Raw genomic sequence first — 22,840 nt, 5'->3', positions numbered from 1 at the left:
CGCATGTCAGTCCTTCCTTCATCCCAGCAACAGATCGTTTTCCTCCTGCTGGGCTTAGCCGCCACGGTCGCGCTGATTGGCGTCTCCATCCTGATCTCGCTATCGGAGATCTCTTTTGCTGCGGCACGCGATGTGCGCCTTCGCTCCAGAGCCGAAGCAGGAGACCCCCGTGCTGTCGCGTTTCTCAAACTGCGACGCAACAGCGGTCAGGTCATCACGGTCCTTCAGATCTGCCTGAACGCGGTCGGCGTTCTGGGCGGCATCATCAGCGAATCCATGCTGAGCGACCCGATCGCGGCAGGCTTTCGTGCGATGGGCACACGCCCAGCACTTGCCAGCAAGCTGGGTTCAGCCTGTTCCTTTATGCTGATCACCGGCCTTTTCGTCCTGTTTGCGGATCTTCTGCCCAAGCGGATTGCCATGAACGCGCCCGACCGGATCGCGCTCAAGGTCGGCTGGTTTCCTGCCATCGCCCTAAAAATTCTCTACCCGGCGGTTCTGGTTTTCTCGAAAATCTCCGACTGGCTGCTCAAACTTCTCAAGATCCCGGCCGCCGCAACCGTCGAGCCCGTCACGCCTGAAGACCTGCGCGCCATTCTCGCGGCCGGAACAGCTTCCGGCGTGCTTTTGGAAGAAGAGCACCAGATGATCCAGAACGTGCTCGGCCTTCAGGACCGCGCCGTCACGTCCGCCATGACCCCGCGCGACGAGATCGTTTTTCTGGACGTACAGGAAAGCCCTGAAAGCCAACGCGACAAAGTGCGAGTTCGGCCCTACTCGCGCTACCCGCTCTGCGACGGCGGTCTCGACAAGGTCATCGGCTCCATTCGCGCAGAAGACGTTCTGGTTGCCGTTGTTGACGAACCCCAGCCCAAAAGCACGGGTCTGACCACCATCGCCAGTCAGATCTTCCGCATGCGCCGCGATGTCCTCTCGCTCCCCGACACCCTGAATTTGTGGGAAACCCTCGCACAATTCGAGGCGCACTCGGCAGGCTTTGCCCTGATCGTCAACGAATATGGTCTCGTGGTCGGCCTCATCACCTACAAGGACATTATGGGCGCCCTGATGGACGGTCTGGTCAGTCCGTTTGAAGAACAGGCCATCGTCCGCCGTGACGATAAATCCTGGCTGATCGACGGCGCAGCCCCTATCGGCGACGTCATCCGCGAACTGGACATTCCCATGTTCGACGATGCCCAGAACTTCGACACGGTCGGCGGCTTTGTCATGAACCGCCTGCGTCGCATGGCCCGCAAGGCGGACAGTGTGCAATCGTCCGGATTCCGGTTTGAAGTGGTTGACGTGGAAGGCTTCAGAATCAACCAGTTACTGGTGACACGTTTGAACTGACTTCCTCTGCTGGACGCAGACTGCTTAGATCGTGACATGATCGATCTCAGTTGCTCCGCTCTTATCCTTGTCGATATCCAGAATGATTTCCTGCCCGGCGGTACCCTAGCCGTACCGGACGGCGACAGCATTCTTGAGGCCGTCAATACGCTTGCCAGACACCCCTTCAGGGCAGTGATCGCAACGCAGGACTGGCACCCTTCCTATCACTGCTCCTTCAGCTCTCAGGGCGGTCCTTGGCCGGTTCACTGCGTTGCAGGCACCCATGGAGCTGATTTTCCTGAAGCACTCACGCCCGAGCCAATAACGCACATTATCCGCAAAGGCGTTCTGAAGGAGCGGGACAGCTATTCCGGGTTTCTCGACAATGATCGTGCAACTTCAACAGGGCTCGACGGGTTATTGAAAGGTCTTGGCATAGACCATGTAGTCGTCTGTGGGCTGGCTCTGGATTACTGCGTCATAGCGACAGCGCTGGATGCCGTAAGTTGCGGCTATCAAACCGACATAGTGCCGGAAGCCTGTCGAGGGATTTCGACTGATCCAACGGCCACCTTGGAAAAACTTGAAGAACAAGGCGTTCGGTTGAAAAACCTGAATACCTTCTGAAGGGCACAATCATGCATATAACCCGACTGCTTCCTGCAATACTTGCATGTGCGGCATTCCAGACTGCCTCGGCAGCGACACCTCCAATAACGGCAGATCTGGCGAACACGCAAGGGTTTCGACAGGCCTATCAGGCTATGGTGACACTGCCATCATGGGTGATGACGGCGCATGCGACCTCCGTGCCGGTTAGCGATTTCAGCATCGGGGGCAAGGCTTATCTTCTGGGGCATATGTGCCGCCAGCATGACTGTGCAGCAGAGCAACTTGAGGTTATTTTTGCGAAAGACCATTCAGCCGCATGGGGCCTGCTGAGCATCAAACGGGAGGGGCCTTTGAAACAGACTTTTCTGGGCGCACCCGATGCCGAGATGCAGAAAGTGCTTCTCAAAGCCTATCAGGACAATAATCCAGCAGACTGAATTTAAAGGAAAATGGAGCGCCAGCCGATGTCTCTGAAATGGCTGGTGCGCCCTGATGGATTCGAACCATCGACCCACAGCTTAGAAGGCTGTTGCTCTATCCATCTGAGCTAAGGGCGCATCAATTGGCCGTTAACTGGTCGGGGCGCCCGGACTCGAACCGGGGGCCTCTTGTACCCAAAACAAGCGCGCTACCAGGCTGCGCCACGCCCCGAACCGGCCGGAACCTAGGATGTCTGGCCGGTCGAGGCAAGAGGGTTTTTTTACTCGCCTTCGCTTCTTACGAGCGGCGGCACGAAAAGCGGCGCTGTGTCCCACGGAAAGAGCACCCAGGTGTCCTGCGCAACTTCCGTCACATAATGATCCGTGAAGGGTTTGCCCTCAGGCTTAGCATAGAGGCACGCGAAGACTGCCTTGGGCAGCAGTTCGCGCACGATACGGGCGGTCACACCCGAATCCACGAGGTCGTCCACGATCAAGAAGCCATCGCCATCTCCCGCAGCAACAGGCGGCTTGACGACTTTCGGCTCATGCTGCGTGCCTTCTTCGCCCGCATAGCTGATGACCGAAACGCTTTCGATCAGGCGGCAGCCCATCTCGCGGCCAAGAATGGCGGCGGGGATCAGGCCACCACGGGTAATGGCGACGATCCCGCGGAAAGGCCCATGTTTCTGCATGAGGGTTGAGGCCAGAAGACGCGCATCACGATGGAGTTGGTCCCAGGTGACGGTCGCATAATGAACGGTTTGGGGGGGCTGATTGGCTGTCATGATCTTCCTCTGCCTTCCGTCTCGCAATTTTGCAATAAACTTGAGAGACGGAAGTGCCTAAAGTGCCGCAATGATCGATCCGGCCCTGCGCACCCTCCCCGGCCTTCCGGCTCTTATCGTCGGAAGAATTTTCTCACAGCTTTCCGCGACCACCATGACGATCGCCATCGGATGGCAGATCTATGCGCTGACGCATGACGTAGCCTCTCTGGGCTATCTGGGGCTGGCACAGTTCCTGCCCATGATCCCGCTGACATTCGTCGCAGGACACGTTGCGGACCGCTTCAACCGGCGCACCATCGTCCTTGTCTGTCAGATCTGCGAAATTCTTTCTACGGCCGCCCTTGCCGTTGCCGCCGCACTTCACGGGCTGACGACGGGCGGCATCTATGCGTTCGCAGCCTTCTATGGCGTTCTGCGCAGCTTCGAGATGCCCTGCCAGCAGGCATTTCTCCCCGCCATCGCACCTCCATCCCTTCTGCCCCGCGCACAGGCCCTACTCTCCTCGCTCTTCATGACAGCCTCCATCGTCGGCCCGAGCCTTGGCGGCCTGCTTTACGGCATTGGGCCAGTCGTCTGTTATGGCCTTTCAACCATCGGGTTTGCCGTGGCTTTCTCGGGAACATTTTCCCTGAAACTGGTGCACACCGTTCCTCCAAAAGAACCCATCACATTCGCCTCGGTCTTTGCCGGTCTCTCCTTTCTTAACCGCCGCCGTGACCTGCTGGGGGCGATTACGCTCGATCTATTCGCCGTTCTTTTGGGCGGCGCTACAGCCATGCTCCCGGTTTATGCCGACGGCATCCTGCATGTCGGTCCGGTCGGGTTGGGACTGCTTCGCGCGGCTCCGGCGATTGGCGCACTCCTGATGTCCTGGGGCCTGTCCCGTTACCCCCTCAAGGGGCGTGCAGGTCTCGTCATGTTCGTGTCGGTCGTCGTGTTCGGCATAGCGACGATTGTCTTTGGCGCGTCCCACACGGTCTGGGTCTCGATTGTCGCATTGATGATCCTTGGAGCTGCTGACGTCATCAGCGTCGTCATCCGTTCCTCGTTGATCCAGCTTGCAACACCGGATTCGATGCGTGGACGTGTCTCAGCCGTCAATACGCTGTTCATCGGGTCCAGCAACCAGCTTGGCGAATTTGAGAGCGGGATGCTCGGAACGGCGATCGGACCAGAGGCAGCCGTGATCGCGGGCGGCGTTGGCACCATTCTGGTGGCCGCCGCATGGGCGCGGCTTTTCCCGCGACTCTGGGCGCTGGATCGTCTGGAAGACGTCTTTCCCGAAGAACAGTAAGGCCAGAAACGCAAAAAGCTCCCGAAAGGGAGCTTTTTATTGCGGTCGAAGCAGCTTTTCAAAAGAAAGGCTGGCTCCCGAAGTAGGACTCGAACCTACGACCCAGCGATTAACAGTCGCTTGCTCTACCAACTGAGCTATTCGGGACCGGCGAGGTGGTATGTAGCCAAATGACCGGGGTCGGTAAAGCCCCTAAATGAACTTTTTTGGAGATTTTTTCGTTTTTCTTCAAAGACCTGAGAAAAACCGCTATTTTCAGAGCTCTTCACGTCCCCGCGTTGCAAGCTGATCCACGCGTTCGTTGTTTTCATCGCCCGAATGCCCTTTGACCCAGAGCCATTCAATCTCGTGCGGCTTCGCAGCTTCCAGAATACGCTGCCACAGATCCATATTGGCGACAGGGTCCCCAGCCGCATTCCGCCATTTCCGGCGCACCCAGCCCGTATGCCAGCGGGTGATGCCATTCCGCAGATATTCGCTGTCCGTATGCAGCGTCACGATGCAGGGGCGTTTCAGAGCCTCCAGCGCCTCGGCGGCAGCCGTCATTTCCATACGGTTGTTGGTCGTTTCCGGATGCCCGCCCAGAAGCTCTTTTTCCTGACCGCGGCAGACCAGAAGCGCACCCCAGCCCCCCGGGCCGGGATTGGGTTTGCACCCGCCATCCGTCCAGATTTCCACCTGAGGCCGCTCCGCAGAGGCCTCAGACATGGGAAACACCTGCGAAATGCCGCAGGCGCACCAGATAGGCCAGCGGGTCTTTGCGAGTCACGAGTGCATTGGCCGGAGTGTTGATCCAGTCATACAGACGCGTCAGCAGAAAGCGGATCGAAGCCCCCTGACACAGCAGGGGAAGCGCCGATTTCTCCGCCTCAGTCAGCGGGCGAACACTTTCATAACCCTGAAGAATGGCCGCAGCGAATGACGGCGCGAATGTCTTTTCGTCCCGGAAACACCAGGCATTCAGGCAGATCGCCAGATCGTAAGCCAGAAAATCCGTACAGGCGAAATAGAAGTCGATCAGCCCCGACACCTGCCCGTTCTGGAAGAAAACATTATCCGGAAACAGATCCGCATGGATCTGCCCACGCGGCAGTTCATCCGGCAGAGGCCATGCGCTTTCGATCAGCTGCAGCGCAGCCCGCACTTCAGCTGTCAGGCCGGGCGACAGTACGTCTCCACTCTCTCCGCAGCTGTCAAGCAGCGGCCCCCACGCCGCCGGAGACAGCGCATTCGGACGAACAGCGCTATATCCCTCACCAGCAATATGCAGCCGGGCCAGCGCCTTGCCGAGTTCCAGACACAGCCCCCCATCGAGCTGTGTGGCGGACACACCGGGAAGGAATGTCGTGATGGCAGCCGGACGGTCTGCCAGTGTCCGCAGCGCGGTGCCATTCCGGTCGGATACGGGAAGCGGGCAGTTCAGGCCCCTGCCCGCAAGATGCTGCATAAGCCCCAGAAACCATGGAAGCTCACTGGCATTTACCCGACGCTCGAACAGCGTAAGAATAAAATCCCCCTCCGTCGTACGGAGGAGGAAATTGCTGTTTTCGACACCCTCGGCGATGCCATGAAATGAGACCAGAGTGCCGATCGCGTAAGTGCCAAGAAACGCTTCAAGCGTCTCGGCCGCCAGTTCCGTATAGACGGCCATGAGAAATCAGTCTTCCTCGCCAGCCAGCGGACCGGGCAGACGGAAGTTGATGTTCTCTTCCTTGACGATCCGCTCTTCGATCTTGAGCGAATATTTCTCGGCCAGAGCTGTCACCATTTCCTGCACAAGGCTCTCGGGAGCGGATGCACCGGCACTGATGCCCAGCGTTTCCACGCCTTCAAGGACGCTCCAGTCCAGATTTTCGAGCTTCGGCACCAGAAGCGCGCGCCGCGCACCCGACCGTTCAGCCACTTCGCGCAGGCGCTGCGAGTTGGACGAGTTCGGAGAACCGATCACAATCACCAGATCGCTCTCAGGCGCAATCGCCTTCACGGCTTCCTGACGGTTGGTCGTCGCGTAGCAGATGTCTTCGCGCTTCGGCCCCTCGATGAGCGGAAAGCGTGAGCGCAGGATGTCCACGATCTCGGCCGTATCGTCGACCGACAAGGTGGTCTGCGTGATGAAGGCCAGTTTCGCGGGGTCTTCCGGCTGGATCGTGCGGGCTTCTTCCGCATCATTGATGAGCGTGACGGCGCCCGGCGGGAGCTGCCCCATCGTGCCAACAACTTCCGGATGGCCCGCATGGCCGATCATGAGGATATGGAGCTGGTCCGGACCACCGCCCGCAAAGTGACGCTCGGCCTCACGATGGACCTTCGACACCAGCGGGCAGGTCGCATCCAGATACAGCAGGTTCCGGCGCTGGGCTTCGGCGGGAACGGATTTTGGAACGCCATGCGCAGAGAAAACAACATGTCCGTCCTCGGGCACCTCGTCCAGCTCCTCGACGAAAATGGCCCCCTTGGCCTCAAGCCCCTCAACGACCGTCCGGTTATGGACAATCTCGTGACGGACGTAGACCGGAGCGCCATAACGACGCAGCGCTTCTTCCACGACACGGATGGCGCGGTCCACACCGGCACAGAATCCACGCGGACCGGCAAGCAGGACGCGAAGGGTTGGAGGAGCGCCCACACCATTGGTGCGGGCAGGAGCGAAAGTCGTCTGTTCTGACATGGTGTTCCCCAAGCGGGCGGAGTTCGATATGTAGGACCAGTATCGACCGGATTGCCTCTCGTCGCAACGTCCGGGCTTCTTTGCCGAGCCTCTTTGTAGGAGTTTCTTCAGCTGATGCCAGCCATCCGGCGCTTCGCCTCGCCCCTGTTTGCTCCGGCTTTCGCCCTCCTGGCCCTTTCGAGTCTGGCCGGCTGCGACGAATCCAACCAGAGTTTCTTCGCCCCCGCCTGTCCGGCGCTCGATATCCCAGGATCTGCAGCGGACCAGTTCGTCTATGACGGCAAGAGCGCGGATATCGGAAGCCTCGTCAGCCACGCGCAGATCACATCTCTGTCCGGAGACTGCGAGCGCGGTCCGGAAGGGCCACATGGCCATCAGACGGTCCGCACACGCCTGAGCCTTGCCATGAACCTGACCCGTGGCCCGGCGGCGACCAGCAATACGATCGATGTGCCGTATTTCATTGTCATCATGCGGGACGGCAAGATCGTGGACAAGAAAGTCTTCACGGACACGTTCCGCTTCCCGCCGAATGTCAGCACACAGTCCGTCCGCACGGACCTGCGCCTGATCGACCTGCCAGCCACCGACAACATGGCGCAGGAAAATCCTTATACGCTCGAAATCGGGTATCAGCTGACACACGGCGAACTGGGCTATAACCGCGAACACCTCTCCCCGGTCGCTTTCCACAGCCACACCCAGTAAAAATACCAATGAAAATCGGCGGGGCTGAAGCATCAGCCCCGACATGCAGTCACAGCGAGCTGCTCTGTGCCTGCCATCATTTCGGAACAGAAATACATGGACAATCGCGAACTGACCCTCCGGGGGATTATTCTCGGAGCCCTCATCACGGTCGTCTTTACGGCAGCAAACGTCTATCTAGGCCTAAAAATCGGTCTGACTTTCGGCTCGTCCATTCCAGCCACCATCATTTCGATGGCCGTCCTGCGCCTCATGGGCGGCGGGACCATGCTGGAAAACAACATGGTCCAGACGCAGGCTTCTGCTGCCGGTACCCTGTCCTGCGTGTTTGCGGCCCTCCCGGCCCTCATCATGGTCGGATACTGGCATGAATTTCCGTATGTCATCACTCTGCTGCTGACGATGGCGGGCGGTATGACGGGCGTTGTCTTCACCATCCCGCTGCGCCGGGCCCTCGTGAGCAACTCCGATCTGCCCTACCCAGAAGGCACAGCCTGTGCGGAAATCCTGCGCGCCTCCTCGCCGGAAGGTGATGCCCGGAGCCTCAAATCCCTCACGCTCGGCACTCTTGTCTCGGGTGCTGTGGCGTTTGCCACATCTGGGCTGCGCCTTCTGTCGGACGGATTTTCTGCTGCTACCGTCGTCGGGTCATCGGCATTTCGTCTGAACGGAAGTTTTTCGCTGGCCCTGCTGGGCACCGGCTATCTGGTCGGCATCGGCGGCGGTATTGCGATGCTCCTCGGCGTGTTTCTAGCCTGGGGCGTCATGGTGCCGGTTCTGGGCCACCTCGCCCCCTCAGCCACGCCACTGGCCGAAGCCTCGGGACTTTGGCTAAACAAGGTGCGTTTCATCGGTGCTGGCACCATTGCGGTGGCAGCGGTCTGGACGCTGCTCGCTCTTGCCCGTCCGGTCGCACAAGGGTTGAAAGAAGCGCTTTCCGTCACCCATCTGGCAACCGGCGATGACAGCGACCGCGATCTTTCTCCTCCTACACTGATTGGTCTTTGCGCAGGTCTTGCAATACTGCTCGCTGCGCTGTTCGGCTATTTCCTGTGGCCTGTCATGCCGCATGGTGGCGCTTTGGGAACACTGGTCGTTCTGGGATTGATCGCCTGTTTCGGGCTGGGTTTTCTGGTCGCCAGCGCGTGCGGCTATATGGCTGGTATCATCGGATCGTCTTCGTCACCAATATCCGGTGTTGGTATTATCGCCATCATTGTTATTTCGGTTGCCCTCTGGGGGCTGGAGAGCGGCGGTATCCTGACGGTGGACCAGCGCCCGATCGCCATCGCGTTCGGCTTGTTCGTCCTCTCCGCCATCACTGCCTCAGCCGCCGTTTCCAACGATAATCTGCAGGATCTCAAGACAGGCCAGCTCGTCGGTGCGGCGCCTTGGAGGCAGGAAGTTGCCCTGCTTATCGGCTGTGCCGTTGGCGCGATTGTCATACCTTGGGTGCTTCAGGTGTTGTATCACGCCTATGGTTTCGTCGGCGCGATGCCGCGCGCCGACATGGACCCGACGCGCGCACTCGCCGCACCCCAGCCCGCCCTGATGGCTGCTATCGCCACCGGAATCCTGACACATCAACTGGACTGGGTGATGCTGGAAATCGGAGCAGTTATTGGCATCTGTCTGGTCGTAGTGGATATCGTGCTGAACCGCCGCAACCTTGCTCTCCCGCCCTTAGCCGTAGGAATGGGCATCTATCTCCCAGCAGAGGTCTCGGTAACCATCGGGATTGGTGCGGGGCTTGCGTGGCTTCTACGCCGTTTCCCACGGGAACAGGGAACGATGATCGCCTCAGGTTTCATTGTCGGGGAAAGCCTGATCGGCGTAGCACTTGCGGCGATGACAGGCGCTACGGGAAGCTCCGATACTCTGGCGCTTCCCGTTCCAGCCCTGTTGAATGCCGGATTAGGATGGGCTGTTTTCTGTGGTGTTCTGCTCTGGTTCGGACGCCGGGTCAGACATTCAGAGTAAATAAATGAAGGCCTGAGTTCAGGCCTTCACCCACCACTGCACAGGTTCCTGTTCGGCAATCTCGGCTTCCGCCACATCCACCACCTGCGGAGCAGGCTCCTTGCGAGGACGTCCAACAGGGCGCGGTGTACGGCGTGCTGCTTCGGCAGCCTGCTCACGCGCCTGATGAAGAGATGCCTTCAATGTCTGGATCGTGTCCTGATTTTCGCGTAACTCGCGGTTCAGTTCACTGATCTGGATTTTCGCATGGGCTTCGCGCGTCTCGAACGCCTTGAGCTGGCTGCGAATTTCCCCGAGGCTCCGCTCGGCCTCTTCCCAGCGACGCTGTTCACGCTTGACCGACTGACGAAGACGCTCAAGTTCTTCCTGATCGTCTTGCCCGACATTACGCGCTGCAATTCCACGACCGCCCTGATGTTCGACCACAACCTGCCCGTCGCGGACGAAACGACGCCTGCGCTCGGCAGTCGGGGGAACGGGCCTTGACTTGTTTGGAGTGCGTGAGGACGCCCCGGCACCCAGACGGGCCAAAGCCTGTCGCAGTTTGTCTTCTTCGTTAGCCTGATGCTCGTCCTGCATTCTGTATTCTTCAACCAATATGATATTTATGGATTTTCCCCTGCAAAACAGGTCTGCCGAAAGGCAGAAAAGCTGACCGGATTTAAACCCGCTCAGCCGAAACATGTCCTGACAAGGATATGAAAAGTCGACTCGCCTAGAGAAACCCCAGCGTTCTGACGAGGTTTTCCTAGCACTTCACGCCCATTCTGTCCATCGGGGCAATAAGCGTTTATTTATATTTTCTTTTCATGCCAACGACCCGGCGACCAGAGAATATCGGTTTCACCATGATTGTTCGCGTGACGCGCAAGAACAAAGAAGTAATCAGACAATCTGTTCAAAAAACGAAGTCCCTCTACCGGCCTCTGTTCAAGAAGCGCAACACGCCGTTCTGCCCGGCGCGCAACGGTTCTGACAAGATGTGCCTGAGCCGCGACGGAACAGCCCCCTGGCAGCACGAAGCTTCTGAGTTCCTTCTGGTGTCGGCGCAGAGCCTCCAGCCTGCTTTCCAGCCATATAATGGCTTCCGAAGGCAGGCTGGGGGTACGTTCTGGGTCAGGCAGACAAAGGTCCGCACCAAGATCGAACAGACAGGACTGGATCTGACGGATCTCGTCTTCAAGCACAGCCATCCGGGAATCCTGCGCCATGGTACAGCACAAAATTCCCAACTGGGCATTCAGCTCATCAACAGTCCCCATCGCTTCGATCCGGTCTGAAGACTTGGGGACGCGTGTGCCATCTCCAAGAGACGTCTGCCCGCCGTCTCCACCCCGTGTTACGATCTTATCGATGCGGATCGTCATGACCTGTCTAATCCTCCGCGCTGGTCTCAGTGGCTTCTTTTATGCTTTGCGTGATGACCGATGCTGCGATCGCCCATCAGATCACGGGCGCGGGACGTGTGATCCGTCAGCATTTTGTCCGTGTCCGTAGCGAGGGTCTTGATGTCCGGCGAGCCGCCCGAAGCCTGAGCCGTCGCGATGGCCTTGCTCAGATCCGGTGTCCGGATACTGACGATATCGCGCAGGAACATCCGGTCGAATGCAGCACCGTAAAGATGGGAAAACGACTCGACATGCTCCTGATCGGCCGCATCAATCTTGGCGGCAACCGTCAGATTGGCGTCTGAGGCGATCTTGGCGACGGCTTTCTGATTGGTCGTGTAATCACCCTGAACGGTCGAACCGAAGGCTTTGACCACGTCACTGTTGCTATGGGTCGCGGCCAGTGTCGCAATGGCGATCTGGGTCTGATCCATCTCATCCACCTGCTGGAGGAACGCCGCATCTGCCGTCGTCAGCTTGTAAGTCGAAGCGACGCTCGGCAACGCCGGCGCAGGCGGCGCATCGGGAGCGTTACAGGCCGCAAGACCGACCAGAAGGCCCGCGGACAGACACAGGCGGAGATACGAAACAGTCATCGAAGCTTCCTTTTTCAAACGCGCCTGCCTCGAAAAGACAGGCCGCGACAGACTGACAATGCACTCATGACAGTCTCTCATTCGCTGTTCAGACAACACATGATACATTCACGGCATGTCCGCAAACCCCATCCAGCCCGGTACACCAGTTCTGCTTCGAGGCAGTTTCGTTTTCGCTGCCCTGTCCGCAGCGTTCGGCGTCATGCTTGGCGCCCTGTCCGCCCATCTGCCGGACCGGCTGTTTGCCGTTCCGGGCGGCAGGGCCATGCTGCATTCCGCAGTGGAAATCCAGATGTGGCATGCTCTCGGGCTGTGTCTACTTTCTCTGAACGCAGCTCGCCTGTCGCCGCGGCTGATCCGCATGGCGTGTCTGTGCATGGCAGTCGGCATGGTTCTGTTCTGCGTGCCCGTCACCCTGCTTGCGCTGTTTGACCTGAAGCTGGGGCCAGTCTCGATTGGCCGGATCGCACCTTATGGCGGGACGATGCTCATAATTGCTTGGTGTCTGGCAGCCGTTTCGGCCCTGAAAGTCAGGCCCGGTTTTTTCTGAGTCTCCGAAAGATCAGAAATCCGATGGACTGGACGGCAAGTGCCAGCAGAAAACAGGCCACCATGATTCCGGTCAGAATCAGTTGCTCGCGCCCGACCCCTGAGTCGATATGAAACAGGCTGTAGAGTTCCTGCCAGACAGACGTTCCAGCGATATGCTGCGCGGCCTTGATGGCCGGTTGCCAGAAACGGAAGACCGATGCAAAGGCCAGCGTTAACGCCACTAGGATTGCTGTCCGGATCAGGGTTTCCGTAACACTGACTTCACGCGGAGACGCGACTTGCGGGCGGGGTGCTGCTTTTTTCAAACGCATGACCTTTCCTGAAAATTGGGCTTTAATCATCTGTTCCTGTCATTCTGCGTTATGGCATGCAGAGGACAACATCAATGAAAGCCTTTTTCATGAACCGTTCCCTTCTTGCCGCCGGCCTTGGTCTGGCGCTGACTGCAACCCTTCCGGCACATGCCGCGTCCACAACGCCAGCAGTCCCTGCCCCCAAACTGACCGAAACATCCGCTCCTCCCGTCGCCGAACCCTATCCTGACACGGCTGTAGCGCACGAACAGGTGGAACAGGCCTTCGCGCTCGCGAAGAAAACGCATCGTAAGGTTCTGCTCGATTTTGGCGGCAACTGGTGCCCGGACTGCAAAATGCTCAGCGGTATTTTCGCACTACCTGATGCGGCACGTTGGCTGGACAGCCAGTTCGTGGTGGTGCCGATCAATGTCGGGCGCATCAACACCAATCTCGATCTGGCGGAACGCTATGGCGTGACCATCAAGGCCGTCCCGACCGTCATTATCGTAACACCGGAAGGCCATGCCCTGAACGGCGACGGCTCCAAGGCGCTTGGCAATGCCCGCAGCATGTCACCGCAGGCTGTTCTTGACCTCATTTCCGATTGGAACAAACGCGGATAAGTCCTTGAGGCTCCGGTTTTTTCCGGAGCCTTACAGAATTTTCAGAGCGCGAGCACCTGCTCGGCTTCATGGACGACTTCAGCGAGTACATCCGCTTCAAACGGAGAGGTCAGCCCCGCTTCGGACACAAGTTGCGCGAACGGTTTCGACCCACCTTCGGCGCAGAGCCTGCGGTAGATTTCCAGCGTCCCTTCCCGGTCCAGACGCGACCCCAGCCAGAGTTGCAGCGCACAGCACTGTGCTAATGCATAGTCGATATAATAAAACGGCAGCCGGTAAATATGGAGCTGGGCCTGCCAGCGGCCACCCTTGGCCGGATAGGCCAGATCGCCCCAGTCCCGCCAGGGCATGTAGAGTTTCTCAAGCCGCTCCCAAGTCTGATGCCGTTCTTCTGGCGTCATGTCAGGATGGGCATAAATCTCATGCTGGAAGTGATCCACACAGACGCCATAGGGAAAGAACGACAGCGCATCAATCAGATGCATGCGCCGATATCGTTCTGCCGCGCCATCCTCGACCAGGTCTCCAATCTGCGGCCAGCTCAGGAACTCAAGGCCCATGGAGTGGATTTCCGCCGCTTCCATGGTCGGCCAGAGTTGATCGATCCACGGCAGATCACGGCTTTTCCAGTTCTGGAACGCATGACCCATTTCATGGGTGAAAACGCCGATATCGTTATGGGTGCCATTGAAGTTAGCGAAAATATAAGGCGTCCCGACCGTCGGAAAAGACGTACAGAAGCCGCCTCCCGCCTTGCCCTCTCGATTTTTCAGATCGAGATACCCAAGATCGCGCATCTGGACGTAAAAATCCGCCATTTCCCCTGAAGGATCGAGGTCGCGGAACATGGTTTCAGCGTGCGCCACCAGCAGGTCATGATCGCCAGCGGGCTCGGGATTACCCTGAAGGTCAATCAGAGCCTCATCCCACGCCATCACCTTGTCCCAGCCCATTTTCAGACGACGACGCTCCATGAGCGCGCTGATCAGGGGTGTGACATAAGCCAGAACCTTCTCCCGAAAGGCTGCAACCTGCTCAGGACCATAATCTGTCCGGCGCATCCGGCGATACCCGAGTTCGATATAGTTATCGAAACCAAGGGTTTTCGCCATCCGGTCCCGCAGAGCGACCAGTTTGCCGTAAAGGGCATCCAGTTCAGCGCCGTTCTGCTCGAAAAAATCCCAGCGCGCCTTCTCAGCCGCATGACGGACATCCCGATCCATGCCCTGAAGATAAGGCACCAACCCCGACAGATTCAGGACTTTGCCATCGAAAGAGATTTTCGCAGCCGCCAGAAGCGCCGTGTATTCCCCTGAAAGACGGGCTTCCTCTTCCAGATCCGTACTGATACGCGGATCGAATGTGGTCGTATCAGCTTCCCAGAGCCGCACCACATGTGGCGTTACAATGGCTTCCAGGCCCGCGCGATCAGGATTGGCCAGAAGGCGCTTCTTGACCGTCACCTCATGATCAGTTGCGACCGGAGACAACCGATCCGCATAATCCCGATCTGCCTTGGCGGTCTCATCCTGTGTATTGCGCGAAAATTGCAGATGAACGTGCGATGCCCACGCCTCATACTCGCGTCGGACAGCATCAAAAGCCTTCAGGGCTTCCACCCGGTCCCCGGCATCCAGCAGAAACGCGATGGCATCGTAGCGCGCTTTGAGCGACTGCTCGTCAGGCCGGGGGAAAGACAGTTCGGAAAAGGGAGGGAGTGTCTTCGTCATGATGCAAGTCTGACACTCCCCTGCTTCTGCGTCCATGCCCTGTCTTTGTTGCCGTCAGACTTGCCGGATCTCGCCCACAAACTGTGCAATACGGCGGCAGGCTTCTGCAAGCTGCTCATCAGACGCCGCAAAAGACAGGCGAAGATACGGGCTATATCCGAACGCCGAACCCGGAACCGTCGCGACATGCGCCTCTTCAAGAAGGGCTTCCGCGAACGCCACATCCGTCTCCAAAAGACGCCCCTGCCCGGATGTTCTGCCGATCAGCGCTTCAATCCCCGGATAGGCATAAAACGCCCCTTCCGGCATCACGCAGGTCAGTCCGGGCACGTTCTGCAAGGCACCTACAACCAGAGCCCGACGTCGCTCATACGTCGCCAGCATGTGTGCAATTCCGTCAGCGTCCCCATCAAGCGCGGCCACCGATCCGGCCTGTGCAAGCGTGCAAACGCCCGACGTGGAATTGCCCTGCACTGCCACCATGGCTTGAATCAGCGGGGTAGGACCACAGGCAAACCCAACGCGCCATCCCGTCATGGCGTAAGCTTTCGCCATCCCGTTCACGATCAGAATCCGATCCGCAAGATCAGGCGCGACATTCAGCAAGGAGAGGTGTTTGCGGCCGTCGAACGTCAGATGTTCATAGATCTCGTCGCTCATCACGAGAACATGCGGCGCTTTACGCAGCACGTCCGCTATGGCTTCAAGGTCCTGCCGTTCCAGAATGGCACCGGTCGGGTTGTTCGGAAAATTCAGAATCAACCATTTCGTACGCGGCGTAATCGCCTCGCGGATAGCTTCCGGGTCCGGGCGAAAGCCGTCCTCTTCCCGGCAGCGGATCTCAACCGGAACCCCGCCCAGCATCCGGGTGATCAGCGGATAGCTCACCCAGTACGGCGCAGGAATGATGACCTCGTCGCCAATTTCCAGTGAGGCCATCAGTGCATTGAAAATGATCTGCTTGCCGCCATTCGCAACCATGATCCGATTAGGCGCAACGTCCAGATCGTTATCACGCCTGAACTTGCGGATAATGGCATCGATCAGTGGCTTCTGCCCGGGAATTGGTGGATAGCCCGTATCCCCGGATTTTGCGGCTACATAAGCGGCTTTAATCGCCTCTGGAGGAGATGGAAAGTCTGGCTGTCCCAGAGCGAGCGAAATGACATCCGCGCCCTGCGCCCTCAGTTCACGGGCGCGGGCAGCCATAGCGATCGTTGCAGGGCGCGGCAGGTCCGCAAGGCGTGATGCGATGGTAAAACTCATGAAAGACCCTGACAGAACTTCTGAATCCGTGTGCAGGCTTCGACCAGCAGATCCGTGCTGGTGGCATAGGAAATCCGGAAATATCCCGGGGTCAGGAACGCCGTTCCATGCACGGCCGCCACGCCGGTTTCTTCCAGAAGAGCCGTTACAAAAGCCTCGTCACTATCAATCAGGCGACCGCCCTTGCTGGTCTTGCCCAGAACGCCAGCAATGGACGGAAAGGCGTAGAACGCCCCTTCAGGGAGAGCGCAGGTCAGACCGGGTGCATCATTGAGCATGCCGATCACCAGATTGCGCCGCTCCTGATAGACCGCCACCATCTCCGAAATGAAATCCTGCGGGCCGGATACGGCCTCCTGCGCTGCCGCCTGCGCGATGGAACAGGGATTGCTCGTGCTCTGTCCCTGCAGCTTGATAAGCTGTTTTGTGAACTCCACCGGCGCTGCGGCAAACCCGATCCGCCAGCCTGTCATGGCATAGGCTTTGGAGACACCATTCATCGTCACGGTCCGGGACCGCAGACGCGGCTCGACCTGCACAACGGTCTTGGCAACAGCCCCATCATACAGGAGCTTGGCGTACATATCGTCCGTCAGGATCCAGATATCCGGATAGTCCAGCAGGACATCCGTCAATTCCTTCAGGGCTACCTCGTCATACGCCGCCCCTGTCGGATTGCAGGGCGAATTCAGGCAGAGCCATTTCGTACGAGGCGTGATGGCCGCACGAAGCTGTTCTGCCGTCAGGCGAAAGCCATTTTCGGGGGCCGTCTGGATAATGACAGGCGTTCCATCGGCCAGCGTTACGATGTCGGGATAAGACACCCATGCAGGAGCCGGGATGATGACCTCATCGCCTGCGTTCAGGGTCGAGACCATGACATTATAGATAACCTGCTTGCCACCCGTGGAAACGCAGATTTCCTCGGCCTTGTAGTCTAGATCGAAGTCGGCGTTCAGACGAGCCGCGACAGCCTTGCGCAGTTCGATCGTGCCCGGAACATCCGTATATTTTGTCTTGCCGGCCTCGATTGCCCGAATTGCCGCACGCTTGATGAAGTCGGGGGTATCGAAATCCGGCTCACCCGCAGAAAGGCTGATGATATCACGGCCCTCTGCCTTGAGGGCACGCGCTTTCTGGGTCACGGCAATCGTCTGACTGGGAAGAATGCGGTTCAGACGGTCGGCAATAAAGGACATGACAGGGTTCCGGATCATTTCGATGACGCGATCCTAGGCATGTTCCAACAGTTTTGACCACAGGCAGCCGGGCTGCGACCAACAAAAAAGGCACCTTCCCTAAGGAAGGCGCCTGATATGTGCCAGACAGGTCCCGTAAAAAGTCAGGCGAGCTTTTCCATCTCGCGCAGGACGGCCTGCCCCATCATTTCGGTTCCGACTCGAGCCATACCCGGAGACATGATGTCTCCGGTCCGCAGGCCCGAAGCCAGCACGTTCGACACAGCTGTTTCAATCAGATCCGCATCCTCGGCGCGATTGAGCGAATACCGCAGCAGCATGGCGAAAGACAGAATCTGGGCCAGCGGATTGGCAATCCCCTTGCCTGCGATGTCCGGCGCGCTGCCATGGATCGGCTCATACAGAGCATTGCGTTTGCCATAGGCGCGAACCGGGCCAAGCGTTGCAGACGGCAGCATCCCGAGTGAACCCGTCAGCATCGACGCCAGATCGGACAGGATGTCTCCGAACAGGTTCCCAGTTACAATGACATCAAACTGGTTCGGGTCACGCACGAGCTGCATCGCGCAGTTATCGGCCAGCATATGCGAAAGCTGAACGTCGGAATATTCGCGCTTGTGAAGGTCGGTTACGACCTCCTTCCACAGAAGGCCGCTTTCCATGACATTGCACTTCTCGACCGAACACACGCGATTGTCGCGCTTGCGGGCCAGATCGAACGCTACACGCGCCACACGCTCGATTTCGGACGTTGTGTAAACTTCCGTGTTAATGCCGCGACGGGAGCCGTCAGGCAGCGTTTCGATTCCACGCGGCTCACCGAAATAAATGCCGCCGACCGTTTCGCGAACGATCATCAGGTCAAGTCCGCGCACCACTTCCGGCTTCAGCGCGGAGGCGTCAATCAGGGCATCAAACAGCTTGGCCGGACGCAGATTGGCGAACAATTCAAGTTCTTTGCGGAGCTTAAGGATCGCCACTTCCGGGCGCTTGTCGAACCCGACATGGCTCCAGGCCGGATCGCCCACAGAGCCGAACAGCACCGCGTCAGACTGACGGGCCAGTTCAACAACCTCATCGCGGATGGGGACCCCATGCACGGCAAGCGAGGCTGCACCAACGAGTTCTTCCGTGATTTCAAGCTTCAGTCCGCGATGCGCACTCATCCAGTGCACGATCCGCGCAACTTCGCGCATGACTTCCGGGCCGATTCCGTCTCCGGCCAGAACCAGAAGCTTGTGTGCGTCGCTCATTTCACAGTCCCTATGGTAATTGACGGCACCCACGCACGGCTGGTGCGATGTTCGAAGCTGCTGATTTCGGCATCATGGGCCATGGTCTGTCCGATATCGTCCAGCCCTTCCAGCAACATGTGGCGACGAAACGGATCGACCTCGAACGCGATGGTCTCGCCATTCGGACGCACGATCACCTGACGCTCCAGATCCACCGTCAGACGCGAATTCGACCCCTGACGGGCATCGTCCATCAGTTCGTCGCAGATCTCGCGCGGCAGCGGGATCGGCAGGATACCGTTCTTGAAGCAGTTATTGAAAAAGATATCGGCAAAGCTGGGCGCGATCACACAACGGATCCCGAAATCCAGCAACGCCCACGGGGCATGCTCGCGCGAAGATCCGCAGCCCAGATTGTCGTAGGTAATCAGGATTTCGGCGTGCCGGTATGGTTCCTGATTAAGCACGAAATCCGGCTTTTCATTGCCATCGGCGTCATATCGCTGGGCCGCGAAAGCATTCTTTCCCAGACCGGTCCGCTGGATGGTCTTGAGAAAGCGGGCTGGAATGATCTGGTCCGTGTCGATGTTCTCGGTCGGCATAGGCGCCGCAATGGCGGTCAGTTCCGTGAACTTGTCCATCAGACAGTCTCCTTCACCAGTTCACGCACATCGCACAAACGTCCCGTCACAGCCGCGGCTGCCGCCATGGCAGGCGAGCAGAGATGCGTGCGACCATCCGGGCCCTGACGGCCTTCAAAATTACGGTTGGATGTCGAAGCACAGCGCTGGCCCGGCGTCAGACGATCCGGGTTCATCCCCAGACACATCGAACAGCCTGCCTCACGCCATTCAAAACCGGCATCAAGGAACACCTTGTCCAGTCCTTCCACTTCAGCCGCATGTTTCACCAGACCGGAGCCGGGAACGATCATGGCCCGAACGCCCTCGGCAACATGGCGACCACGCACCACGTCCGCAGCAGCGCGCAGATCTTCCAGACGGCTGTTCGTACAGGAGCCGATGAACACGACATCCACTGGCGTCCCGGCAATTTTCTGCCCGGCTTCAAGACCCATATAATCCAGAGCACGCTGGATCTGGGCAGCACGGGCCGGATCGGCAACGTCTGACGGAGACGGAACGGAACCATCGATCGGCAGCACGTCCTGCGGGCTGGTACCCCATGTGACGGACGGGATGATCTCCTCCGCAGCGAGCGTGACTTCGGTATCGAAATAAGCACCTTCGTCAGACGCCAGACTACGCCAGTACTCACAGGCCTGCTCGAACGCTTCGCCCTTCGGCGCGAACGGCCGCCCCTTCACATAAGCAAAGGTTGTCTCGTCAGGCGCAACCAGACCAGCACGCGCACCGGCTTCGATGGACATGTTGCACAGCGTCATACGCCCCGCCATGTCCAGATCGCGGATCGCAGATCCTGCAAATTCAATAACATGACCTGTGCCACCGGCGGTACCGATGCGGCCGATGATGGCCAGCATGATGTCCTTGGCCGTCACACCCGGACCGACCTTGCCTTCAACCGAAACACGCATGTTCTTCGCGGGCTTCTGCAGGATCGTCTGGGTCGCGAGCACATGCTCGACCTCGGACGTGCCGATCCCGAACGCCAGCGAACCAAGAGCGCCATGCGTTGACGTGTGACTGTCACCGCAGACAATCGTCATGCCCGGCAGCGAAATACCCTGTTCCGGCCCGACAACATGCACGATCCCCTGAGAGGCGGAGCGCAGCGGGAAATAGGGGATGCCGAATTCGGCAACATTCTTCTCAAGCGTTTCGATCTGGAGGCGGCTCTGCGGCTCCTCGATCGGCTTGGAACGGTCGGACGTGGGGACATTGTGGTCCACCACGGCCACCGTGGCATCCGGACGACGCACGCGACGCCCGGACAGCCGCAGACCTTCAAAGGCCTGCGGGCTTGTCACCTCGTGAACGAGGTGCCGGTCGATGTAGAGGATGCACGTCCCGTCTTCGAGACGTTCGACGACATGATCGTCCCAGATCTTGTCAAAAAGGGTTCTGGGCGAATTGGTAACGGGCATCCTGTCTCTACTCCGAACGGTTTAGGAAGCGGCCTTGCTGTCCGCCTTCGGCAGATCGCGGGGACGCTCGGCAATACGGGCGGACTTGCCCGAACGGCCACGCAGATAATACAGCTTTGCGCGACGGACCTTACCGCGACGCACGACTTCGATGCTGGCGATCGACGGTGCATACAGCGGGAACACGCGCTCAACGCCTTCACCGTTGGAGATCTTGCGAACCGTGAAGTTGCTGTTCAGACCCTTGTTGGAACGGGCGATAACAACACCTTCGAAGCTCTGGACACGCTCACGCGTGCCTTCGACAACGCGGACGCCAACGCGGACCGTGTCACCTGCAATGAACTCGGGAACAGCGCGGACGCCGGAAAGACGCTCGATTTCGCGCGCCTCATACTGCTGGATAATGTTCATGACCAAACTCCTGAAAACAAAACTTCAATGGACCTGCTGTCGTGCCAGATACGCATCCCAGAGGTCCGGGCGGCGCGCCTTCGTGACGGCGATTGACTGTTCATGGCGCCAGCGGGCGATGGCACCATGGTTGCCGGAGAGAAGAATGTCGGGCACGTCCCGCCCGTCCCACACTGCCGGCTTGGTGTATTGTGGATATTCAAGAAGCCCTTCGGCGAAGCTCTCGTCCTGACCGCTGACATCTGACCCCATGACGCCGGGAAGGAGCCGTACGCACGCATCCAGAAGAGTCAGGGCAGGAATTTCTCCGCCCGACAGCACGACATCGCCCATGCAGAGCTGTTCGATATCGTGCTTCTCCAGAACGCGCTCGTCCACGCCTTCAAAGCGCCCACAGAGAACGACGACCCCCGGTCCGGACGACAGGCGCTCCGCATCTTCATGCGACATGCGCTTCCCCCGTGGCGTCGGGTAGACAACCGGACGCCCATCCAGCGCGGGAAGCGCCGAGAGGGCCGTATCCAGAACGTCTGCCCGCATCACCATGCCGGCTCCGCCACCAAAAGGCGTATCATCGACGGCCCGGTGACGTCCCAGTCCATGCTGGCGCAGATCATGCGCTTCACAGGACCAGATCCCCCGCTCCAGCGCCCGGCCCGCAAGGGAGAACCCCAGCGGCCCCGGGAACATGTCAGGGAAAAGGGTCAGGATGTCCGCGCGCCAGCTCATGCCCGCACCTGGACCTCGCCGGAGAGATCCCCTTCGACCTCGACTTCAACAGGAGGGACAAGCGTCACTTCCCGTTTCGCAAGATCAACGCGCGGTACGCAAGCCAGCGTGAACGGCACGATCAGACCACGATCCACTTCGAGGCTGACGCCTGCGCCGTAATCGTGAACGACCGACACCGTCCCGAGAACCTCTCCGTCTTCCGAGACAGCCGTCATGCCGATCAGATCGGCATGATAGAATTCGTCGTCTCCGGTTTCTGGAAGAACGGTGCGCGGAACATACAGCTTGGCATTAACCAGACGTTCGGCGGCCGTACGGTCAGGGAGATCCTGACCCTCGGCATCCGTCAGTGCAGCCACGCCCGCCGAAATCCAGCGTGCCGTCCATGCCCTGCCCTGCCCGTCATGCAGCACGCCCAGCGTCTCGACCGAAGCCGGATCATCTGTGGCAGCATGCAGATGCACCAGACCGCGAACACCGTGCGGACGACCGACGGTGGCAATCAGGACATCGCTGTCAGGGTTGAAGCGGGGCACGTCTCGGGCTTCCTGAAAAGCAGCTCAATCAGGCCGCAGCAGCGGCAGCAGCAGCCTTGGCGCGTTCCTGAGCCTTCGCCTTCGGAGCGGACTGCTTGGGCTGCTCGTTGTAGGTCGGCTTCGGAGCCAGGCCTGCATTGCCGAGGAAGCGGGCAACACGGTCCGTGGCGAGGGCACCGTTGGACAGCCAGTGCTTGATGCGCTCGTCAACCAGACGGATACGGTCGGCGTGATCAGCCGGCAGCATCGGGTTGTAGGAACCAACCTTCTCGATGAAACGGCCATCGCGCGGGCTGCGGCTGTCGGCGACAACGATGTGGTAGTAGGGACGCTTCTTGGCACCTGCACGTGCAAGGCGGATCTTGAGGCTCATGAAATACTCCTGAGAGACAGAACTT

The 22,840-nt window shown here is 59.0% G+C and carries 26 protein-coding genes and 3 tRNA genes; 8 read left to right on the top strand and 21 right to left on the bottom strand.

Annotation, left to right across the window (positions count from 1 at the left end):
* Positions 1 to 3: 3 nt before the first annotated feature.
* The 3 genes from JK176_RS02375 to JK176_RS02365 are packed head-to-tail and all read left to right on the top strand — an operon-like array spanning position 4 to position 2,384.
* Positions 4 to 1,353 (top strand): hemolysin family protein, encoded by a 1,350-nt coding sequence (locus JK176_RS02375; RefSeq protein ID WP_211586238.1) that lies wholly within the window; start codon positions 4 to 6, stop codon positions 1,351 to 1,353.
* 36 nt (positions 1,354 to 1,389) lie between these two features.
* On the top strand, positions 1,390 to 1,962 hold the full coding sequence (locus JK176_RS02370) for a nicotinamidase (RefSeq protein ID WP_211586236.1): 573 nt from the start codon (positions 1,390 to 1,392) through the stop codon (positions 1,960 to 1,962).
* Positions 1,963 to 1,973: 11 nt separating this feature from the next.
* Positions 1,974 to 2,384 (top strand): Ivy family c-type lysozyme inhibitor, encoded by a 411-nt coding sequence (locus JK176_RS02365; protein ID WP_211586234.1) that lies wholly within the window; start codon positions 1,974 to 1,976, stop codon positions 2,382 to 2,384.
* A 43-nt stretch (positions 2,385 to 2,427) separates the two neighbouring features.
* Here the strand turns inward: JK176_RS02365 and JK176_RS02360 are convergent.
* From JK176_RS02360 to gpt, 3 genes are all read right to left on the bottom strand, one after another.
* Positions 2,428 to 2,504 (bottom strand) — tRNA-Arg (locus JK176_RS02360).
* 17 nt (positions 2,505 to 2,521) lie between these two features.
* A tRNA-Pro gene (locus JK176_RS02355) sits at positions 2,522 to 2,598 on the bottom strand.
* 49 nt (positions 2,599 to 2,647) lie between these two features.
* Positions 2,648 to 3,154 (bottom strand): xanthine phosphoribosyltransferase, encoded by a 507-nt coding sequence (gene gpt / locus JK176_RS02350; protein WP_211586232.1) that lies wholly within the window; start codon positions 3,152 to 3,154, stop codon positions 2,648 to 2,650.
* Between the two features lie 70 nt (positions 3,155 to 3,224).
* On the opposite strand from gpt, the gene JK176_RS02345 reads away from it, so the two are divergent.
* Positions 3,225 to 4,451: an MFS transporter gene (locus JK176_RS02345; RefSeq protein WP_194262156.1), complete on the top strand. Its 1,227-nt coding sequence runs from the start codon at positions 3,225 to 3,227 to the stop codon at positions 4,449 to 4,451.
* Between the two features lie 71 nt (positions 4,452 to 4,522).
* Here the strand turns inward: JK176_RS02345 and JK176_RS02340 are convergent.
* The 4 genes from JK176_RS02340 to ispH all read right to left on the bottom strand — a co-directional run bounded on the left by JK176_RS02340 (position 4,523) and on the right by ispH (position 7,119).
* A tRNA-Asn gene (locus JK176_RS02340) sits at positions 4,523 to 4,598 on the bottom strand.
* Between the two features lie 108 nt (positions 4,599 to 4,706).
* Entirely contained in the window at positions 4,707 to 5,159 is a 453-nt protein-coding gene (gene rnhA / locus JK176_RS02335) for a ribonuclease HI (protein ID WP_099286527.1), read from the bottom strand.
* Positions 5,152 to 6,102 carry a homoserine kinase gene (locus tag JK176_RS02330; RefSeq protein WP_211586231.1) on the bottom strand — a complete coding sequence of 317 codons (951 nt, stop codon included), beginning with the start codon at positions 6,100 to 6,102 and terminating at the stop codon, positions 5,152 to 5,154. The genes rnhA and JK176_RS02330 overlap by 8 nt, the downstream gene beginning before the upstream one ends.
* Before the next feature lie 6 nt (positions 6,103 to 6,108).
* On the bottom strand, positions 6,109 to 7,119 hold the full coding sequence (gene ispH, locus JK176_RS02325; protein ID WP_211586229.1) for a 4-hydroxy-3-methylbut-2-enyl diphosphate reductase: 1,011 nt from the start codon (positions 7,117 to 7,119) through the stop codon (positions 6,109 to 6,111).
* Between the two features lie 114 nt (positions 7,120 to 7,233).
* Here ispH and JK176_RS02320 point away from each other — a divergent pair, with 114 nt between their 5' ends.
* Positions 7,234 to 7,827, top strand: coding sequence for a hypothetical protein (locus tag JK176_RS02320; protein ID WP_194267824.1), 594 nt, complete (start codon positions 7,234 to 7,236; stop codon positions 7,825 to 7,827).
* Positions 7,828 to 7,923: 96 nt separating this feature from the next.
* Positions 7,924 to 9,807: an OPT family oligopeptide transporter gene (locus JK176_RS02315; RefSeq protein WP_211586228.1), complete on the top strand. Its 1,884-nt coding sequence runs from the start codon at positions 7,924 to 7,926 to the stop codon at positions 9,805 to 9,807.
* 18 nt (positions 9,808 to 9,825) lie between these two features.
* Here JK176_RS02315 and JK176_RS02310 read toward each other — a convergent pair whose 3' ends face one another.
* The 3 genes from JK176_RS02310 to JK176_RS02300 all read right to left on the bottom strand — a co-directional run bounded on the left by JK176_RS02310 (position 9,826) and on the right by JK176_RS02300 (position 11,791).
* The gene (locus tag JK176_RS02310; protein WP_194262161.1) at positions 9,826 to 10,386 is read right to left on the bottom strand and encodes a hypothetical protein; all 561 of its coding nucleotides are present in this window, start codon (positions 10,384 to 10,386) and stop codon (positions 9,826 to 9,828) included.
* A 215-nt stretch (positions 10,387 to 10,601) separates the two neighbouring features.
* Positions 10,602 to 11,174 (bottom strand): cob(I)yrinic acid a,c-diamide adenosyltransferase, encoded by a 573-nt coding sequence (locus tag JK176_RS02305; protein ID WP_211586227.1) that lies wholly within the window; start codon positions 11,172 to 11,174, stop codon positions 10,602 to 10,604.
* A 26-nt stretch (positions 11,175 to 11,200) separates the two neighbouring features.
* Positions 11,201 to 11,791: a DUF4142 domain-containing protein gene (locus JK176_RS02300; protein WP_211586226.1), complete on the bottom strand. Its 591-nt coding sequence runs from the start codon at positions 11,789 to 11,791 to the stop codon at positions 11,201 to 11,203.
* 115 nt (positions 11,792 to 11,906) lie between these two features.
* On the opposite strand from JK176_RS02300, the gene JK176_RS02295 reads away from it, so the two are divergent.
* Positions 11,907 to 12,341, top strand: a complete 435-nt coding sequence (locus tag JK176_RS02295; RefSeq protein WP_211586225.1) for a DUF423 domain-containing protein — start codon at positions 11,907 to 11,909, stop codon at positions 12,339 to 12,341.
* Here the strand turns inward: JK176_RS02295 and JK176_RS02290 are convergent.
* A complete protein-coding gene (locus tag JK176_RS02290; RefSeq protein ID WP_211586224.1) occupies positions 12,322 to 12,654 on the bottom strand; it encodes a hypothetical protein in 333 nt (110 codons plus the stop codon). The genes JK176_RS02295 and JK176_RS02290 overlap by 20 nt on opposite strands.
* An 89-nt stretch (positions 12,655 to 12,743) precedes the next feature.
* On the opposite strand from JK176_RS02290, the gene JK176_RS02285 reads away from it, so the two are divergent.
* Positions 12,744 to 13,262 (top strand): thioredoxin family protein, encoded by a 519-nt coding sequence (locus JK176_RS02285; protein WP_228125435.1) that lies wholly within the window; start codon positions 12,744 to 12,746, stop codon positions 13,260 to 13,262.
* Positions 13,263 to 13,303: 41 nt separating this feature from the next.
* On the opposite strand, the gene JK176_RS02280 is transcribed toward JK176_RS02285, so the two are convergent.
* The 10 genes from JK176_RS02280 to rpsP all read right to left on the bottom strand — a co-directional run bounded on the left by JK176_RS02280 (position 13,304) and on the right by rpsP (position 22,815).
* Complete coding sequence (locus tag JK176_RS02280; RefSeq protein ID WP_211586222.1) at positions 13,304 to 14,992, bottom strand: M3 family oligoendopeptidase; 1,689 nt, start codon at positions 14,990 to 14,992, stop codon at positions 13,304 to 13,306.
* A 54-nt stretch (positions 14,993 to 15,046) separates the two neighbouring features.
* Entirely contained in the window at positions 15,047 to 16,258 is a 1,212-nt protein-coding gene (locus JK176_RS02275; RefSeq protein ID WP_211586221.1) for a pyridoxal phosphate-dependent aminotransferase, read from the bottom strand.
* Positions 16,255 to 17,457: a pyridoxal phosphate-dependent aminotransferase gene (locus JK176_RS02270; protein WP_211586393.1), complete on the bottom strand. Its 1,203-nt coding sequence runs from the start codon at positions 17,455 to 17,457 to the stop codon at positions 16,255 to 16,257. The genes JK176_RS02275 and JK176_RS02270 overlap by 4 nt, the downstream gene beginning before the upstream one ends.
* A 143-nt stretch (positions 17,458 to 17,600) precedes the next feature.
* The gene (gene leuB / locus JK176_RS02265; RefSeq protein WP_211586220.1) at positions 17,601 to 18,710 is read right to left on the bottom strand and encodes a 3-isopropylmalate dehydrogenase; all 1,110 of its coding nucleotides are present in this window, start codon (positions 18,708 to 18,710) and stop codon (positions 17,601 to 17,603) included.
* Complete coding sequence (gene leuD, locus JK176_RS02260; protein ID WP_194262170.1) at positions 18,707 to 19,333, bottom strand: 3-isopropylmalate dehydratase small subunit; 627 nt, start codon at positions 19,331 to 19,333, stop codon at positions 18,707 to 18,709. Before leuD ends, leuB begins: the two co-directional genes overlap by 4 nt.
* Entirely contained in the window at positions 19,333 to 20,760 is a 1,428-nt protein-coding gene (gene leuC, locus JK176_RS02255; protein WP_211574574.1) for a 3-isopropylmalate dehydratase large subunit, read from the bottom strand. Before leuC ends, leuD begins: the two co-directional genes overlap by 1 nt.
* Before the next feature lie 21 nt (positions 20,761 to 20,781).
* Entirely contained in the window at positions 20,782 to 21,174 is a 393-nt protein-coding gene (gene rplS, locus JK176_RS02250) for a 50S ribosomal protein L19 (protein ID WP_041110658.1), read from the bottom strand.
* Positions 21,175 to 21,198: 24 nt separating this feature from the next.
* A complete protein-coding gene (trmD, locus tag JK176_RS02245) occupies positions 21,199 to 21,903 on the bottom strand; it encodes a tRNA (guanosine(37)-N1)-methyltransferase TrmD (RefSeq protein ID WP_062109737.1) in 705 nt (234 codons plus the stop codon).
* Positions 21,900 to 22,442 carry a ribosome maturation factor RimM gene (rimM, locus tag JK176_RS02240; RefSeq protein ID WP_211586219.1) on the bottom strand — a complete coding sequence of 181 codons (543 nt, stop codon included), beginning with the start codon at positions 22,440 to 22,442 and terminating at the stop codon, positions 21,900 to 21,902. The genes trmD and rimM overlap by 4 nt, the downstream gene beginning before the upstream one ends.
* Positions 22,443 to 22,470: 28 nt before the next feature.
* Entirely contained in the window at positions 22,471 to 22,815 is a 345-nt protein-coding gene (gene rpsP / locus JK176_RS02235) for a 30S ribosomal protein S16 (protein ID WP_062029531.1), read from the bottom strand.
* Between the last annotated feature and the right edge of the window lie 25 nt (positions 22,816 to 22,840).

It is taken from the genome of Gluconobacter sp. Dm-73, assembly GCF_018256215.1.
GTDB lineage: Bacteria > Pseudomonadota > Alphaproteobacteria > Acetobacterales > Acetobacteraceae > Gluconobacter > Gluconobacter cadivus.
This window is presented reverse-complemented; position numbering and strand designations above follow the sequence as displayed.